Origin of the sequence: Pseudomonas brenneri (genome assembly GCF_007858285.1) — a bacterium.
Taxonomy (GTDB): Bacteria; Pseudomonadota; Gammaproteobacteria; order Pseudomonadales; family Pseudomonadaceae; genus Aquipseudomonas; species Aquipseudomonas brenneri.
The window spans coordinates 611,833-629,536 of sequence record NZ_VFIL01000001.1; the positions used below are offsets into that span (position 1 = coordinate 611,833).

Below are 17,704 nucleotides of genomic sequence, written 5' to 3' on the forward strand. Positions count from 1 at the left end.
TATGACTCGCATACGCAAGTGGCTACCGAAGCTGGCCCTGGTGGCGGCTTCAGTGATGGGGGCCGGGGCAACCGCCTTGGCCGCCGAAAAGCCGAATATCCTGGTGATATTCGGCGATGACATCGGGCAAACCAATATCAGCGCCTATTCCATGGGCGTGGTGGGCTACAAGACCCCGAACATCGACCGCATCGCCAAAGAAGGCATGATGTTCACCGATTACTACGCGGAGAACAGCTGTACCGCCGGGCGTTCATCCTTTATCACGGGCCAGACGCCGTTGCGCACGGGCTTGTCGAAGGTCGGCGCACCGGGCGCATCGGTGGGCCTGCAAAAGCGCGATATCACCATCGCCCAGGCCCTCAAGTCACTGGGCTATGCCACCGGCCAGTTCGGCAAGAACCACTTGGGTGACAAAGACGAATACCTGCCGACCAACCACGGTTTCGACGAGTTTTTCGGCAACCTCTACCACCTCAATGCTGAAGAGGAACCCGAGCGGCCCTATTGGCCCAAGGACGACCCTGACTTCGTCAAGGCCAACTCGCCGCGTGGGGTAATCCACAGTTTTGCCGACGGCAAGATCGAGGACACCGGTGCCTTGACCACCAAGCGCATGGAGACCATCGACGACGAAACCACCGCTGCCGCCCAGGCGTTCATCAAGAAGCAGGCCGAGGCCGACAAGCCGTTCTTTGTGTGGATGAACACCACCCGCATGCACTTGTTCACCCATGTGCGTGAGTCGATGAAAGGCCAGAGCGGCATGCCCGGCAACGAGTATGCCGATGGCATGCTGGAGCATGACGGCGACGTCGGTAAACTCCTGCAAACCCTCGACGACCTGAAAATCGCCGACAACACCATCGTGGTCTACACCACTGATAACGGGCCGAATCAGTTCTCCTGGCCGGATGCGGCGACCACGCCGTTTCGCAACGAGAAGAACTCCAACTGGGAAGGTGCCTATCGCGTGCCGGCGATGATTCGCTGGCCGGGCAAGATCAAGCCGGCCGAGGTCTCCAACGAGATGTTCTCGGGCATGGACTGGTTCCCGACCCTGCTCGCGGCCGCGGGTGATACCGAGGTCAAGGACAAGCTGCTCAAAGGCTGGGCGCCCACCGCAGGCGGTGGCAATTTCAAGGTGCACCTGGATGGTTTCAACCAACTGCCGTACCTGACAGGCCAGCAACCCAAGGGCGCACGCGACGAGTTCTACTACTTCAACGATGACGGGGTGCTGGTTTCGGCGCGCTTTGGCAACTGGAAAGCCGTGTACTGCGAACAGCGCGCGCCCGGTGGGTTCAAGGTGTGGAGCGAGCCGTTCGTGTGCCTGCGGGTACCGAAGATCTTCAACTTGCGCATGGACCCGTTTGAGCGGGCAGACATCGTCTCTGATCAGTATTACGACTGGAGCACGAAAAACGTCTACCTGGTTGCGGTAGCGGTGACCAAATCGGCGAAGTTCCTCCAAACCTTTGTCGAATACCCACCGAGCCAGAAACCGGCGAGCTTCAGCATCGACCAGATTCGTGCAGCGGTGGATGCGAAGATTGCCGAGAAGGCTAAAGCACAGCCTGCACAATAAAGGGCTGAACGCCGCTCACCCAGGGTGAGCGGCATTTTTATGTAGGCGCGAGCTTGCTCGCGAAAAATGCAAGCGCGCCGCGTTTATCCAGAATGTGCGCGTAATCGTTGGCGTTTTTCGCGAGCAAGCTCGCTCCTACAGGGGGCTCCACTCAATGTCTTCACGCTCCGCTGCCATGGTTCAAACTCAAATCACCTCCACCCTGCTGATCCCCGCCCTGCTGCTGTTCACCTCCGGCGCCGCCGCCCTGGTGTATCAGGTGCTATGGATCAAGCAGTTGTCGCTGGTGGTCGGGGTCGAGGTCTATGCCATTACCACTGGGATCAGTGCGTTCTTTGCCGGGCTGGCCCTGGGCAGCCTGCTGTTTGGCCGCTGGGCCGACCGTCTCGCCCGGCCGCTGGTGCTGTACGCGGCACTGGAAATTTTTGTCGCCGTGCTGGGGGTCAGCGCCACGTTGGCTCTGGGCATGGCCGCCAGCCCGTTTGCCTGGCTGGAGCAACGCATCGGCCTGTTCGCCTGGATCCTGCCCTTCGTCCTAGTCGGTTTGCCCGCCTTGTTGATGGGCGGCACCCTGCCGGTACTGGTACGCGCCCTCAACGTCGATGCCAAGGACCTGGGCCAGGCCGGTGGCCGACTGTATGCCGCGAACACCGCCGGGGCGATCGTCGGCACCTTGCTCACCGCCTTTGTGCTGATCGCCACCTTTGGCGTGCGCGGCAGTGCCCTGGTGGCCGCCCTGCTCAACCTGCTGGCCGCCGTCGGCGCCTTGTTGTATGTGCGTCATCGCGCGACGGCGGCCAGCGTCCCGTCCAAGACGCAGCCGGCGCGCCTGGCACTGGTACTGTATGCCATCGCCGGTGGCGTGGCCCTGGGTTACGAAGTGGTCTGGTCGCAATCGATCGTGCAGTTCATGAGCACCCGCACCTACGCCTTTGCGGTGGTGTTGGCCACCTACCTGGCCGGGTTGTTTATCGGCAGCCAACTCATGGCGCGCCGGGTCGAACGCCTGCGCGATCCCTGGGGCGTGTTCGGCCTGTTGATCGCCGGGGCCGGGCTGGTGGCCCTGCTGGAAATCGCCCTGCTGGGCCGTTGGCTGGTGCTGTTGCAAACCCAGGCCGAGGCAATGGTGCTGAACCTGGGCGGCCTTGAGTTGGCGGGCATGAGCGCGCGTTTTGCGATGGCCGCCCTGTGCATTGTGTTTGTGCCCACCCTGTTGCTGGGCGCGGCGTTTCCCCTGGCGTTGCGCCTGAGTGTGGGCAGCGCGCATGTGGGCCGGGATGTGGGCGCGGTAGTGGCGTTCAACACCCTGGGCGGGATTGTCGGCGTCATGCTCTGCGGTTTTGTGCTGATTCCTTGGCTGGGTCTGGTGCGCACCCTGGGCCTGCTGGCAGTGATTGCCGGCGCGGTAGGTTACATCGCGGCACGGCGTGGCCATGGGGTGAAAAGGGGTCGGCGCCAGGCGGTGGTGGCTCTGGGCCTGTTGTCGCTGGCCGTGGCCCTGCTGACCCCGGTGGACCGCCTGGCCAACCTGCTGCCCGGCGCACGCAATGCCAGCCTCAAGTTTTACCAGGAAGGACGCGGTGCCACGGTCGCCGTGGTCACCCAGGGCAAAGGTGCACGGGCCTTTCAACGCCTGTATATCCAGGGCGTTTCCAACACCGGCGACGCCATGCCATCCCTGCGTTATATGCGCATCCAGGCCCTGTTGCCGCTGCTGATCCATAACGGTGAACCCCGCTCGGCCCTGGTGATCGGCTTTGGCACCGGTATCACCGCGGGCGCACTGTTGCGTTATCCGGGGCTGGAACAACGGGTGGTCGCCGAGTTGCTGCCTGCGGTGGTGCAAGCGGCGCCCCTGTTCAAGGGCAACTACAACGCCGCCAGCGATCCCGGCGTGCAAGTGCGCTTGCGCGACGGTCGCCAGGAACTGCTGCGCAGCCCCCAGGCCTACGACTTGATCACCCTGGAGCCGCCACCGCCCTCCGCCGCCGGCGTGGTCAACCTGTATTCGCGCGACTTCTATCAATTGGCCGCGCGCCGCCTGGAGAAACACGGCCTGCTGGCCCAATGGCTGCCACTGCCAACACAGAACATCGAAGATTCGCAGTCATTGGTGCGCAGCTTTCTCGATGTGTTTCCCTACGCCAGCCTGTGGACCAGCGAATTCCACGAAATGCTGCTGGTGGGTTCCATGGAGCCCATCGAGCTGGACGCCGCGCGCATCCGCCAGCGCTTCGAACAAGCCCCGGTACGCAGTGCCCTGGCCGAGGTCGGCATTGACTCGGCAGCGACCTTGCTGGCCACCTGGGTCACCGATCGCAATGGGCTGGAGCGTTTTGCCGGGCAGGCCCTGGCGGTCACCGATGATCAACCACGCATCGAATACGCACCATGGGTGCGCAGCCAGGAGATCAAGCGGGTATTGCCGGCATTACTGGACTTGCGGGTAAGCGCACCGCTGCGCAATGCCGACCCGGCATTCTCGCGGACCCTGGACGCAGAGCAGCAACGCCTGATGCAGTTCTACCGCGCCAGCCTGCATGCCTACGAGGGTGATCGCGCGGCGTGGGGGCGGGATATCCGGCAAGTGTTGCAGGAAGATGGCGCCAACCCGTATTACCGCTGGTTTGTCGGCGATTGACGTGTAGGAGCTGGCTTGCCAGCTCCTACCGTGAGGGCGGGTTATTGGGTTTTGAGCTTGACGTACGACTGATGCAGGTCCGCCGCCCAGCCATCCATCACAGCCTTCACGTCGGCTGCTTTCATGACCTGGGTATCGTTGTCCAAAGGCTTGCCCGTGCCTTTACGCACGACTTGGGCAATCACGCGGCCGCTGTCACCATCGAGAAACTGCGCCTCGGTACCCAGGGTGGTTTCCTGGTCGCGAATCCCTGTGCCAGTGCTGACCGCTGCTGCCACCAGGGCGACCGGAATGAATTCGTAGGGCTTGAGGCCTTCAGTCTTGCGACTGACAGCAGTAATGGCCGCCCGCACCACAATCACCCCAGGGCCCGGTGCATTGGCCAGTGGCAGTGACTTGACCAGCTCACGCTTGAGCGCCTGGTTGTAGTACTCGTTGATGCTGCGCAAAGTGTCTTCGGGAATCTGCGCGGTGGCCTGGGGCTTGGGGAAGAACTGGGTCGGCTCGATGTACACCGAGGTGTAGCGGTTCAGATTCAGCTTGGGATCGACCCAGCGCATCACCTCTGCGCCCGACGGCGACTTGGCTTCGCGTAAATGACTGTAGTCCGAGAGAAAGCCCGAGTATTCGTCCGGCTGGGGGACTTTACTCGCGCACCCGGCAACCCCGAGTGAGGCAATACACAGTGTGCTGATCATTAGCCCTAGCTTCATGGTGCGACTCCTTGGTGTTTATCGTCGAAATGTGAAGTTACAGGTATAGCCAACTCTTGGGAAATAACCTGCCGGTTGCGCGCATGTGCGGCTTATTTCACCGCATCGATTTGACAGGCATCCAACCTGCGTCAAAGCTGCACACAGCTAAAGCACGCCGTAGAGCGTCAACGCATCGGACATCGGAAGTCGTATGCCCAAGGTTACCCACCGTGATTCACCCCGTCGCTATCTCTACCCACTGTTGATTGCCGTTGTGCTGCTGGCGATGGCCGGGATCTGGCTGTTCCTCCAGGCCAGTACGCCCAGGCTGCCGTTACCGGTGCCTGCACCTGTGGCAGTGGTGGCCAAACCGGCGGCGCTGCCACCTGCGCAAATGGTCGACGAGCAACAGTGCCAGGGTTGCCATCAACCCCAGGCCAAGGACTGGCGTGGGTCGCACCATCAACTGGCGATGCAGCTGGCAACGCCTGCAACAGTGCCGGCTGACTTCAATAATGCAGCGTTCCAGGGCGAAGGCGAGACCACCCGGTTCTTTCGCCGGGGCGATGAGTTCTGGGTCAACACCCCTGGCGGCGACGGCAAGGCCTTGGACTTCAAGGTCGCCTACACCTTCGGCATCGCGCCCTTGCAGCAATACCTGATCGACGTCGGCGATGGACGTTTGCAGGCCCTGGGCGTGGCCTGGGATACCGAAAAAAACCGCTGGTTCCACCTCTATCCCGGCCAAGGCGTGAACTTCAAGAACCCGCTGCACTGGAGCAAATCGAGCCAGAACGCCAATTTCATGTGCGTGGAATGCCACACCACCGGCTATAAACGCAACTTCGATGCGGCCGGCAACACCTTCGACAGCCAATGGAACAGCCTCGGCGTCGGCTGCCAGGCCTGCCATGGCCCAGCGTCCAACCATGTGCAATGGGCGGCAAAAAAAGGCGACCTGCTGCATGCCGGTTTTGCCGTGGACTTGAAGGACAAGGACGCCACTGTCGAACTCGAAACCTGCGCCCGCTGCCACGCCCGTCGTGCACCATTGGGTGACGGCTATACCGTAGGCAAACGCCTGATGGACGACTACCTGCCCAGCGCCCTCACCCGCGAACTGTATGCCCTGGACGGCAAGATCAAGGACGAGGTGTTTGAGCACGGCTCCTTCGCCCAAAGCAAGATGGCCGACAAAGGCGTACGTTGCACCGACTGCCACAACCCCCATAGCAACCAACTGAAAGCCCCCGGCAATGGCGTGTGCCTGCAATGCCACAACACCGCGGGCAAGACCGCTGTTGCCTCGGTAGATGGCCGGGGTTTGCAGGCCAAGAACTACGAAGCACCGGAGCACACGCGCCATGTCGCCGGGCAGCCCGGGTCGTTTTGCGTCGATTGCCATATGCCCGGCAAGGTCTACATGGGCAATGACTTTCGTCATGACCACAGTTTCAGCATTCCCAACCCCGAGCGCGCCGCCAGGCTCGGTACCCCGGACGCCTGCCTGGCCTGCCACCAGGGCAAGGCCGGCGACAAGATCACCGCGCAATTCAAACTGTGGGACCACAGCCAGACACTCCAGGCCCCGCGCTACGACGAAAGCCTGGCGTTGATTCGCGGCGGCCAGCCGGGCGCTGCACAAGCGCTGTATGAGCAGTTGGCGCGCAATAATCTGCCGGCAATCCAACGCGCCACGCTGCTGGCCGAATTGGTCAACTACCCGAGCGAACAGGCGCTGAAACTGGCGACCAAGGACCTGGGCAACCCTGCCCCACAGGTGCGCGAGAGTGCGCTACGGGCGGTCAGCGCCTTTGTGCCACCCGCCGAGCGCATCACGCTGTATGCCCCCCTGCTGAAGGACCCGGTGCGTGCGGTGCGCATCCTCGCCGCGCGGGATCTGCTCAGTGTCGCGGCGCAAGGCCTGGGCCCGGCCTGGGAGCAGGCCATCGGAGAGTATGAAAACGTGCAACTGAGCCTGCAGGAACGCGCCGAAGCCAACCTCAACCTGGCCATGCTGTACCAGGCCAGCGGCCGCGCTGGTCAGGTCGAAGCCCAACTGCGCACCGCACTGCTGCGCGACCCGGACTTCTACCCGGCACTGGTGACCCTCGCGCAGTGGCTGGAGGCCAATGGCCGTGGCGAAGAAGCCCGGCGCCTGGTGGCCGATAACCTCAAGCAGCATCCCGAAGCCGCGTTGCTGCAACACACCCAGGGGCTGATGCTGATTCGCCAGGGCAATACGGCACCAGCGCTGGCGCATTTGCGTGAGGCGGCCCGCCTGGAACCGGGCAACGGGCAGTACAGCTTTGTGCTGGCGGTGGCGTTGCACGACGGTGGCCAGGTCGACAAGGCCTGCCAGCAGTTGGAAGACCTGCTCAAGCGCCAACCGTATAACCGTAATGCGCGGTTGTCGTTGATCCAGTACTACCTGGAGAACGGCCAGGAACCGAAAGCGCAGATGGTGATGCAATCGTGGAAGCAGTTGAATCCACAAGACCCGGCCTTGAAATAACTAGGCCTGATCTTCAAGGGGGGGGCAGTGAGATACAACCGAACGCCGGTTGATCTAAGCGCCATAGCCGATGATGAGCGATTCCGCTTTTGGCAGTTTGTCGTTTTAAAACGCTACAGACCAAGATAAAAACCATAAAACCATATCAGCCGAGGAATAACTGATGTTTTATGGCCTAAATTCTGATCCGTATTAATGTAGTTTTTCTGAGTCTGTTTTGTTTTCCATGGATTTCCTACAGTGCCCGGGACTTGAAACCGTGGAAGACTGACCATGAGCACAGCATCAACCGGGCAGGCCTATAACTATAAGGTTGTCCGTCAATTCGTCATTGCCACCGTGGTGTGGGGCGTCATCGGCATGGCCATGGGGGTGTGGATCGCCTCGCAACTGGTGTGGCCGGACATGAACCTGGACTTGCCCTGGACCACCTTTGGCCGGTTGCGGCCGCTGCACACCAGCCTGGTGATTTTCGGCTTTGCCGGCAGCGCGCAATTTGCCGCCAGCTACTACGCGGTACAACGTACCTGCCAGGTGCGCCTGTACTCCGATTGGCTCGCCGCTTTCACCTTCTGGGGTTGGCAGTCGGTGATTGTGATCATGCTGGTCACCCTGCCCCTGGGCTACACCACCACCAAGGAATACGCCGAGATCGAGTTCTCCGGCGCGGTGTGGATGACCGTGGTGTGGGTGGCCTACGCCATCGTGTTCTTCACCACCGTGGTGCAGCGCAAGACCCAGCACATCTACGTCGGCAATTGGTTCTTCGGCGCGTTTATCGTGGTGATCGCCATGCTGCACGTGGTCAACCACCTGTCGATCCCGGTGGACTGGTTCAAGTCCTATCCGGTGTATTCCGGGGCCACCGACGCCATGGTGCAGTGGTGGTACGGGCATAACGCGGTAGGGTTTTTCCTGACCACCGGGTTCCTGGGAATGATGTATTACTTTGTGCCCAAGCAGGTCGGGCGGCCGGTGTATTCCTATCGCCTGTCCATCGTGCATTTCTGGGCGTTGATCACCCTGTATATCTGGGCCGGCCCCCACCACCTGCACTACACCGCGCTGCCGGACTGGGCCCAATCGTTGGGCATGGCCATGTCGCTGATCCTGCTGGCGCCCAGTTGGGGCGGGATGATCAACGGCATGATGACCCTCTCGGGCGCCTGGCATAAATTGCGCACCGACCCGATCCTGCGGTTTTTGGTGTTGTCGCTGGCGTTCTATGGCATGTCGACCTTTGAAGGTCCGATGATGGCGATCAAGACGGTCAACGCCCTGTCCCACTACACCGACTGGACCATCGGCCACGTCCACGCAGGCGCCCTGGGCTGGGTAGCGATGATCACCTTTGGCTCGCTGTACCACATGATCCCCAAAGTCTTCGGCCGCGAGCAGATGTACAGCGTGCCGCTGATCAACCTGCACTTCTGGCTGGCAACCATCGGCACGGTGCTGTACATCGCCTCGATGTGGGTCAACGGCATCACCCAGGGCCTGATGTGGCGGGCAGTCAACGACGACGGCACCCTCACCTACTCCTTCGTCGAAGCCTTGCAGGCCAGCCACCCGGGGTTTGTAGTGCGGTTTGCCGGCGGCGTGTTCTTCCTCGGCGGTATGTTGCTGATGGCCTACAACACCTGGCGTACGGTGCGGGTCGCGGACTTGAAGGTGGCGCACAGTGATGCGCAGATCGCCTGATGTGGGAGGTTATCTTTAACCTGGCGACGGTGATCTGCCTGTATGGCGCTGTGGAATATTGCCTGCGGGACCCGTCCGGGGAAGCCTTGGACGAGGCCAGTTTGATTCCGTTTGCCGACGACCCGCAAGTGGCACGGCGGGTCGAGTTGGCGACGGGCAAGCAGGTCAAGGCAGTGGCGCCTGAGGAGGCCAAGCCCGGTTGGGGCAACGTAGAGGTCTGAAGGCCTGTTGAGCTTTGTGTGGGAGCGGGCTTGCTCGCTCCCACATTTGATTTGCGGTGATACCCGGAATCAGCCGCGCTCGCGAGGGATCAGGCTCTGCAACTGCAAGGCCAGGAAGTTGGCATCAAAGGCAAAGGTGTCCGGGTCTTTCAGGCCATTGGTTTTCTTCCACAGCCAATCATTGGACCCCGGCAGCAATACCAGAGAAATACTGCCGTAGCGCGCAGCGGTCAGCCCCATCACCGACAACGAAATCAAGCCACCCGCCCCCATCACATCCGGCACGAACTCCACCGGTTTTCCGGCAATATGAATGGTCAACTTTTCGGTCTTGAAGGTCGAAGTCTCCACCGGCACGCTCGGCCCGGACGCCACATAGGCCTCACGCTGCACCTCCAGCAAGCCGTCACTCTTGACCGGCGCCAGCCATTGCTCGATCTGGCCATACAGCTCGGTGATTTTCTGGGTCCAGTGGGCTGACTGCACCTCGAACTGCTGACGCTTGTGCGCTTCGCTGTCGGCGTAATGACGAAGCATCTCGCCCAGTTGCTGTACATCGTCCATTGCGGTGTTCCTCGGGGACTGCAAACAACGATCATGGCAGATGCCGCACCGCCGCGTATGACTAACGCACCCGTGTTGGGTAAGGTGTGCCTTTCGCCCAACAGCTTGAGGAGCTTGGCATGCGTACCATCGGCCTAATCGGCGGCATGAGCTGGGAGTCCAGCGCCGAGTATTACCGGATCATCAACCAGCAGGTTCGCGACCGGTTGGGGCCGCTGCGCTCGGCACAAATCCTGCTCTACAGCGTCGACTTCGGCCCGGTGGAACAGGCCCAGCACGCCGGGCGCTGGGATGACGCGGCGCAGATCCTGCAAGACGCCGCACGCCGTCTGCAAGCCGGTGGCGCCGACTGCATTGTGCTGTGTACCAACACCATGCATTTGGTGGCACCGCAGATCGAAGCCGCCGTGTCGGTACCGTTCCTGCACATTGCCGATGCGGCGGGCGCGGCGGCAGTCAAGGCCAATACCCTGACCGTCGGCCTGCTGGGCACAGCGTTCACCATGGAACAGGATTTTCTCAAGGCGCGCCTGGCGGCCCAGGGCTTGAACGTACTGGTGCCTGACGCCGACGAGCGCCGCGCCGTGCACCGGATCATCTATGAAGAGTTGTGCGTCGGGGTGATCAGCGAGGCGTCACGCCTGGTTTACCAACAGGCCATCGCGAACCTCGCGGCCCGTGGCGCCCAGGCGATTATCCTGGGGTGTACCGAGATTGGCCTGTTGATCAAGCCCGAGCACAGCGGTCTGCCCTTGCTCGACACCACCGAGCTGCATGCGCAGGCTGCGGTGGCGTTTGCCCTGGGGGATCAGGCGGTCTGACGCAGGCGAGCCATGCTCAGGGCATCGACAAATACGCCGTCACGCACGGCGTAATCGCGCAACCGGCCTTCGGTCTCGAAACCGAACTTGCGGTACAGCGCCTGGGCCGGCTCGTTGTCGACATACACCGTCAGTTCCACCCGGCGCAGGTTCATCCAGTTGTCGGCCACCTCCAGCGCCGCACCCAGCAACTGGGTGCCCACGCCCTGGCCCTGCCAGGCCACCGCCACCCCCATGCCGATACCGCCGACATGGCTTTGGCGACTGCGCGAATACTGCTCCAGGGTGCAATTGCCAATCACCTCACCGGCCTGCACCGCCACCAGCCTGAGCAGTCGCTCATTGGTATCCGCCAGGCGTTTGCGCCAGACCTCCAGTGATTGGAACGGCATCTGCAGCACCTGACGGCACACGGCCGGCTCGTTGTAGAGCGCATGCATGCCTTCGAGATGGGTTTCGGCAAAGCGCTGGATCACGATCTTGGAGTCAGGTGCAGGCATTGTGTTTCATCCTTTGAAAGACAAGTGGCCGATCAGTGTAGGCAGCGATATCACGCGCTGTCATCCCCGACTGCGTTGCGCGCCCAGCCGCCACACCCGTGCAATATCCGCCGCCCGCTCACGCAACAACCTCGGCGCTTCGCTGCAGGCCTGCTCCAGGCTCATCGGCCCGCCAGGCAAGGCGAACGCGGCGTCGACGCCATGGGCGTACATCTGCTCATAGCCCTCGCCCAAGGTGCCGGCGATCACGATGACGGGAACACCGTGCTGCTTGGCTACCCGTGCCACGCCAAACGGGGTTTTGCCGCGCAGGGTCTGGGCATCGAAACGGCCTTCGCCGGTGATTACCAGGTCGGCGCCGCGTACCGCATCTTCCAGGCCCACCAGTTCGGCGACCACGTCCACACCCGCGCGAAACTGCGCGCCGAGGAAGGCTTTGGCGGCAAAACCCAGGCCGCCTGCCGCGCCGCTGCCCGGCTCGTCGCGCACGTCCCGGGGCAAGACCTCGGCGCAGTGGTCGGCGAAGTGGCCCAGGGCCTGGTCCAGTTGCGCGACTTGTTGTGGATTGGCGCCTTTTTGCGGGCCGAAAATCGCCGAGGCGCCATGGGGGCCGCACAGGGGGTTGTTGACGTCGGCGGCGATCTCGAAGCGCACCTGGGCCAGACGCGGGTCCATTAGTTCAAGATTGATGCGGGCCAACTGCGCCAGGGCCAGGCCGCCGCGCGCCAGCGTTGCACCTTGGGCGTCGAGCAGTTGCACGCCAAGGGCCTGCATGGCGCCGGCGCCGCCGTCATTGGTGGCGCTGCCGCCAATCGCCAGGATGATCCGCTGGGCACCCGCGTCCAGGGCGGCGCGGATCAGTTCACCAGTACCGAAGGTGCTACTGGCACAGGCATCGCGTTGCCCCGGCTGGACCAGTTGCAAGCCACTGGCTTCGGCCATTTCGATAATCGCCGTGGCACTCTCGGCCAACCAGCCCCAGCGAGCCTCAACGGTGCCGCCCAACGGGCCTTGCACGGTGCAACTGCGCAATTGGCCATGGCAGGCCGCGAGTACCGAGTCCACCGTGCCTTCACCACCGTCCGCCATCGGGCACTTGATCAGTTCGGCATCGGGCCAGACCTGAGCCAACCCTTTGGCAATGGCCTGGGCCACGCCTTCGGCACTCAGGCTGTCCTTGAACGAGTCGGGGGCGATGATGACTTTCATGGGCTTTCTCCGGTTTTTATGACGCCCATGCTGCCAGTTGGCACCGGCAATGACGCCTGTCCGATGCACAAGCGTGGCTGGGGTTTGTTGTTCATTTCCACAAAAGCACCGGCGCCTACGGGGTTGGGGGCAGCAGTTGCACCCCCAGGTACAGCGCGAGCATGCCATCGAGGGTCAACGGGTCGACACCGCTCAATTCGGCGATGCGCTCCATGCGGTAGCGCAGGCTGTTGCGGTGGATGCCCAAGGCATCGGCGCAGGCCTGGCTTTGCCCGTCGTGCTCGCACCAACTGCGCAGCGTGGCCTGCAACTGGCCATTGCTGTCCTTGGCCAGGACCTTGCGCAACGGGTTGAGCAGTTCGTCGAGGGCGTCGTCGTTGCGATGGCGCCAGAGCATTACCGGCAACCGGTAGCGATTGAGGGTCAGCAGGCGTGACTGGGGCAGCACGTCGCGGCCATAGGCGAGTAAGTCCGCCACGCGACGATAACAGCGGCGCAAGCCCGTCAAGCCATCGGCCTGCCCCCCCACAGCCACCCGCAGGACGTTCCAGCCGCAGGCATCGAGTTTTTCCAACAGGCGCGGGTTGTCCATCGGCACCGACGCCGGGCGGCACCACAGCAACGAAAACTGCGCGGAGCTGACGCACCAGCTGTCCGGGTAACGCGATGCCAGCCAGGCTGCCAGCGCTTCGGCGGTCTGCCCCGGGCCCAATTCAAACAGGTAAGGAGTGCGCGGCAACTGCGGCTTGAGCCCCAGTTGCTGAGCCTCATCCACCAGGCGCGGCGATTCGCCGCTGTCGGCCAGCAGCAACGCCAGCAGATCATCACAGCGCTGGCGCCGCCATTGCTGCTCCGCCTGCTGGTGGCGCTGGCTGACCAGCATCTCCGCGGTCATGCGCACCAGCTCGGCATAGGTGCGCAGCAGCTGCGGTTCGCCACTGATGCCCAGCACGCCGATCAGGCGCTGGTCATGCAGCAACGGCAGGTTGATCCCCGGCGCCACGCCCTTGAGGTGCTTGGCGGTCTGGCTGTCGATTTCCACCACGCGACCGTTGGCCAGCACCAATTGCGCACCTTCATGGCGGGTATTGATCCGCTCCGGTTCGCCGCTGCCAAGGATCAGGCCCTGGCTGTCCATGACGTTGACGTTATAGGGCAAAATGGCCATCGTGCGATTGACGATATCCTGCGCCAGGTCATGATCGAGTTCGAACATGGGGCTAAATTCCTTGAAAGCGCTGCGTTACGCAATTGTTCAAAGGCACAGCGCAATGGATCGATCGCTGTGCGGGGGCACAAAGACACGGCACCGTCCCGTGACCGAGACTCTTGGGGCGATCAACGTTACCCTCGCATCGCGAAAAATCATAATAAAGAGAGAACGCCATGTCACAGAGCGCCGCCGCTACCCTGGCCAACGATGACGACAAAAACGCCGTCTACAAGCGCATCACCCTGCGCCTGATCCCCTTCATTTTCATCTGCTACCTGTTTAACTACCTGGACCGCGTCAACGTCGGCTTTGCCAAGTTGCAGATGCTCGACGCCTTGAAGTTCAGCGAGACCGTGTACGGCCTCGGTGCCGGGATCTTCTTTATCGGCTACGTGCTGTGTGGTGTGCCGAGCAACCTGGCACTGACCAAGTTCGGGCCACGGCGCTGGATTGCGCTGATGATGATCACCTGGGGCACCCTGTCTACCTGCCTGCTGTTCGTGACCACGCCGACGCACTTCTACACCTTGCGCCTGTTTACCGGTGCCGCTGAAGCGGGTTTCTTCCCGGGCGTGGTGCTGTACCTCTCGCAGTGGTTCCCGACGTTCCGTCGTGGGCGGATCATGGCGCTGTTCATGTCGGCGATCCCGGTGTCCGGCCTGCTCGGCAGCCCGTTCTCTGGCTGGATCCTCAACCACTTCGCCGCAGGCCAGGGTGGCCTGGCGGGCTGGCAGTGGATGTTCCTGCTGCAAGGCGTGCCGACGGTCATCCTCGGCGCTCTCGCCTACTTCCTGCTCAGCGACAGCTTCGCCAACGCCAAATGGCTGACCGCCCATGAACGCGCAGTGCTTGAAGCCGACCAGGCCACCGACCTGGCCAACAAGCCCAAGACCACCACTGATTCGCTGCTGGAAGTGTTCAAGAACCCGGCGATCTGGGCGTTCGGCCTGATCTACTTCTGCATCCAGAGCGGCGTGTACGCCATCAACTTCTGGCTGCCGTCGATCATCAAGAACATGGGCTTTTCCGACAACCTGGTAATTGGCTGGCTCAGTGCAATTCCGTATCTGCTGGCCGCGGTGTTCATGTTGTTGGTAGGCCGCTCTGCCGACCTGCGCAAGGAACGGCGCTGGCATTTGGTGGTGCCGATGCTGATGGGCGCTGTCGGCCTGATCATCGCAGTGAACTTCGCCACCACTCCGGCCATTGCCATCCTCGGCCTGACCATCGCCACCATGGGCGCCCTCACCGGCCTGCCGATGTTCTGGCCAGTACCCACCGCCATGCTCAGCGCCGGCGCTGCAGCGGGCGGCCTGGCGTTGATCAACTCCATGGGACAGATGGCGGGTTTCTTGAGCCCGTATGTGGTGGGGTTTGTGAAAGATGCCACTGGATCCACCGACCTGGCGTTGTATCTGCTGGCAGCGGTGATTGTCGCGGGTAGCGTGTTGGCATTGCGCATGACCCGCACCCTGAAGGCCTGACGCGCTCAAAAAAATGTAGGAGCAGCTTTTTGTGGGAGCGGGCTTGCTCGCGAAAGCGGTGGATCAGTCAATACATAGGTTGACTGATCCACCGCTTTCGCGAGCAAGCCCGCTCCCACATTTGGTTGGGTGTTTACAACAGGCCGCCGCCGTCGAGGCCGATGATATCTGTGCCGAATGATCTAACCTCATAACCAAAACCGCTCTAGCACGGGCTCTTCAGCACTGTTCAAAATCGAACAGCAGTTCAACACAGGTGTAGTTTTTTGGCATAAGCGACACGCTGATTAAAACCAAATACCCCACAACAACGCCCTTCTGGTCTTGGCATGCTTTCTGCTCTATCCCTGCCAGAGATTGACTATACGAATAGAAACTCGCCTCCACTCGTAGCCAATCACAAGGAATGCACAATTGAAGTTGATCTCAAGGCCTCTGCCTCAACTCTCCTCCAGCTCGTTTAAAACCGTCAGTGCCCTGACCTTGATCCTCGCCTCCCAATGGGCCCACGCCGAGGAATCGCGCCTGCAGACCGTGACGGTGCAGGCGAGCAAGGTCACCGCCAGCGAAGATGCCCAGCTCAAACTCGACGAGGTGGCCGGCGGCGTCAGCCTGGTCAAGGCCGCCGATGTCGAACGCGGCCGCTCGGCGACCCTGGAAGACACTCTCGCCTATCAGCCCGGGGTGTACGCGCAGTCGGCGGGCGGCAACGATGCCATCAAGATTTCCATTCGCGGCTCCGGGGCCAATACCTCGCCTGGGTATTTTCGCGAAGGCACCAAGTTCCTGTTCGATGGCCTGGCCCTGACCGGTTCCGGTGGCACGCCCTATGAGCTGCTGGAAACCCAGGGCCTGGACTACACCGAAGTGCTGCGCGGGGCCAATGCCTTCCAGTACGGCGCGCTGTCGTTGGGTGGCGCGATCAATATGGTGACCCACTCTGGCCTGACTGCACCGGGCAATCACGCGCGCTTCGAGGCCGGCAGCTTTGGCTGGCGCAAGCAGCAACTGAGCACCGGCGGCGTGGTGGACAACGGTGACTACTACGTCAGCCTGAGCAACTCCGAACGCGACGGTTACCAGGACTGGACCTTCACCAAAGCCAAGGGCGTGGTGACCAACTTCGGCTACCGTTTCAACCCCAAGCTGGAAACCCGGCTGTTCGTGCGCTACCGCGAGGAATACCACGAAAGCTCCGGCACCCTGACCAAGGCCCAGCTCAAGCACAACTCGTCGCAAACCAACCCGGTGGCCCTGGCCAGCCGCGATGATTCGACCAAGCGCGGATCGACCTGGGTCGGCAGCAAGACCACCTACACCTTCGACGATGACGCCACCCTGGATTTTGGCCTGGTCTACCACAACTACCCTCAGGTGCTGTACCGCAAGAGCACGGTCAACCCCAACTACTGGGACTGGCGCGACCTGAACCTGTCGCTGACCTACAACCGCAGCGACCAGATCCAGGGCCATACCAGCAACACATCCCTGAGCCTGACCAGCACCCAGCACCTACAGGCCGGGGTCAAGACCTACAACGGCAACCCCGCCTCCAGCACCTACGGCGCCCTGCAGAAACAGGCGCGCTACACCGGCTCGTTCGACCGCGTGTTTGCCGCCGGCAATGACCTGCAACTGACCGATCGCCTGTGGCTGTCCACCGGCCTGTCGCTGAGCCAGATCAAGCGCGATATCGAAGTGCGCTACTCGGACCGCGCCAATACTTCGCCCTACCCTGACCACTACAACTACGACAGCTGGAATGTCGCGCCGCGCCTGGGCCTGCGCTATGAAATCACACCGGACTTCCAGGTATTCGGCAACGTCAGCCGCTCCATCGACCCGCCCAGCAGTTGGTCGTCGTCGGGCTCTGGGGTGGCCAGCAACTACGCCAAGACCCTCACCGAGCAGAAGGCCAATACCGTTGAGTTTGGCGTGCGCGGCAAAGCCGGGATTTTCGACGGCAGCCTCGCGGTGTACCGCTCGTGGATCAAGGATGAACTGCTCACCGTCGAAGTGATTCCAGCCACCCGTACCACAGCGGCGGTCAACTCGACGTCCAACGCCAGCCCGACCATCCACCAGGGCATCGAAGCCGGCCTGGACACCGAGCTGTGGCAAAGCGCGCGTGGCGAAAAAATCAGCCTGCGCCAGGCCTACACCCTCAACGACTTCTACTACCGCAACGACGAGCGCTTTGGCTCCAACGAGCTGCCGGGGCTGCCCAAGCACGTGTACCAGGCCGAGCTGCAATACCGCCATCCCGACGGGTTCTATGCCGGGGTCAATGTGCGCTCGGTATCGAGTACCGCCGTGGACTACGCCAACACCCTGTATGCGCCCTCCTACACGATCTTCGGCGCCAAGCTGGGGTATGAAGCCCCGAGCAAGAAATGGCAGGTGTACCTGGACGTGAAAAACCTCACCGACCAGAACTACGTTACTGCCATCCAGCCGATCTACGACGCCCAGGGCAAAGACGTTGCCGCGCTGTATCCAGGGGACGGTTTTGGCGCCTTCACCGGTGTGGCGTTCAACTTCTAAGGTGGGAG

At 62.1% G+C, this 17,704-nt stretch carries 13 protein-coding genes; 8 read left to right on the forward strand and 5 right to left on the reverse strand.

The annotated features are described in order from the left end of the window. Position 1: 1 nt before the first annotated feature. Complete coding sequence (locus tag FJD34_RS02640; protein ID WP_032860559.1) at positions 2-1,588, forward strand: arylsulfatase; 1,587 nt, start codon at positions 2-4, stop codon at positions 1,586-1,588. A gap of 154 nt (positions 1,589-1,742) precedes the next feature. Beyond that, positions 1,743-4,229, forward strand: coding sequence for a fused MFS/spermidine synthase (locus FJD34_RS02645; protein WP_090291035.1), 2,487 nt, complete (start codon positions 1,743-1,745; stop codon positions 4,227-4,229). A gap of 41 nt (positions 4,230-4,270) precedes the next feature. On the opposite strand, the gene FJD34_RS02650 is transcribed toward FJD34_RS02645, so the two are convergent. Next, on the reverse strand, positions 4,271-4,942 hold the full coding sequence (locus FJD34_RS02650) for a DUF3313 domain-containing protein (protein WP_032860562.1): 672 nt from the start codon (positions 4,940-4,942) through the stop codon (positions 4,271-4,273). A gap of 193 nt (positions 4,943-5,135) precedes the next feature. Here FJD34_RS02650 and FJD34_RS02655 point away from each other — a divergent pair, with 193 nt between their 5' ends. The 3 genes from FJD34_RS02655 (at position 5,136) to FJD34_RS02665 (ending at position 9,361) form a co-directional block, all read left to right on the forward strand. Further along, positions 5,136-7,439: a tetratricopeptide repeat protein gene (locus FJD34_RS02655; RefSeq protein WP_090291034.1), complete on the forward strand. Its 2,304-nt coding sequence runs from the start codon at positions 5,136-5,138 to the stop codon at positions 7,437-7,439. Positions 7,440-7,712: 273 nt separating this feature from the next. After that, positions 7,713-9,140 (forward strand): cytochrome-c oxidase, cbb3-type subunit I, encoded by a 1,428-nt coding sequence (gene ccoN, locus FJD34_RS02660; RefSeq protein ID WP_032860564.1) that lies wholly within the window; start codon positions 7,713-7,715, stop codon positions 9,138-9,140. Further along, positions 9,140-9,361: a CcoQ/FixQ family Cbb3-type cytochrome c oxidase assembly chaperone gene (locus tag FJD34_RS02665; protein ID WP_090291033.1), complete on the forward strand. Its 222-nt coding sequence runs from the start codon at positions 9,140-9,142 to the stop codon at positions 9,359-9,361. The genes ccoN and FJD34_RS02665 overlap by 1 nt, the downstream gene beginning before the upstream one ends. Positions 9,362-9,430: 69 nt before the next feature. Here FJD34_RS02665 and FJD34_RS02670 read toward each other — a convergent pair whose 3' ends face one another. Continuing rightward, complete coding sequence (locus FJD34_RS02670) at positions 9,431-9,925, reverse strand: hypothetical protein (RefSeq protein ID WP_032860567.1); 495 nt, start codon at positions 9,923-9,925, stop codon at positions 9,431-9,433. Between the two features lie 119 nt (positions 9,926-10,044). Between FJD34_RS02670 and FJD34_RS02675 the strand changes: the two genes are divergently transcribed. Further along, positions 10,045-10,746: an aspartate/glutamate racemase family protein gene (locus FJD34_RS02675; protein ID WP_090291032.1), complete on the forward strand. Its 702-nt coding sequence runs from the start codon at positions 10,045-10,047 to the stop codon at positions 10,744-10,746. On the opposite strand, the gene FJD34_RS02680 is transcribed toward FJD34_RS02675, so the two are convergent. The 3 genes from FJD34_RS02680 to FJD34_RS02690 all read right to left on the reverse strand — a co-directional run bounded on the left by FJD34_RS02680 (position 10,734) and on the right by FJD34_RS02690 (position 13,671). Continuing rightward, on the reverse strand, positions 10,734-11,246 hold the full coding sequence (locus FJD34_RS02680; RefSeq protein ID WP_032860570.1) for a GNAT family N-acetyltransferase: 513 nt from the start codon (positions 11,244-11,246) through the stop codon (positions 10,734-10,736). The genes FJD34_RS02675 and FJD34_RS02680 overlap by 13 nt on opposite strands. A gap of 60 nt (positions 11,247-11,306) precedes the next feature. Then, the gene (locus FJD34_RS02685) at positions 11,307-12,455 is read right to left on the reverse strand and encodes a glycerate kinase (RefSeq protein ID WP_090291031.1); all 1,149 of its coding nucleotides are present in this window, start codon (positions 12,453-12,455) and stop codon (positions 11,307-11,309) included. Between the two features lie 115 nt (positions 12,456-12,570). Beyond that, entirely contained in the window at positions 12,571-13,671 is a 1,101-nt protein-coding gene (locus FJD34_RS02690; protein WP_032860574.1) for a sugar diacid recognition domain-containing protein, read from the reverse strand. 170 nt (positions 13,672-13,841) lie between these two features. Here FJD34_RS02690 and FJD34_RS02695 point away from each other — a divergent pair, with 170 nt between their 5' ends. Beyond that, a complete protein-coding gene (locus tag FJD34_RS02695) occupies positions 13,842-15,152 on the forward strand; it encodes an MFS transporter (RefSeq protein WP_032860575.1) in 1,311 nt (436 codons plus the stop codon). A gap of 414 nt (positions 15,153-15,566) precedes the next feature. After that, positions 15,567-17,696 (forward strand): TonB-dependent receptor family protein, encoded by a 2,130-nt coding sequence (locus tag FJD34_RS02700; RefSeq protein ID WP_223232749.1) that lies wholly within the window; start codon positions 15,567-15,569, stop codon positions 17,694-17,696. Positions 17,697-17,704 lie beyond the last annotated feature (8 nt).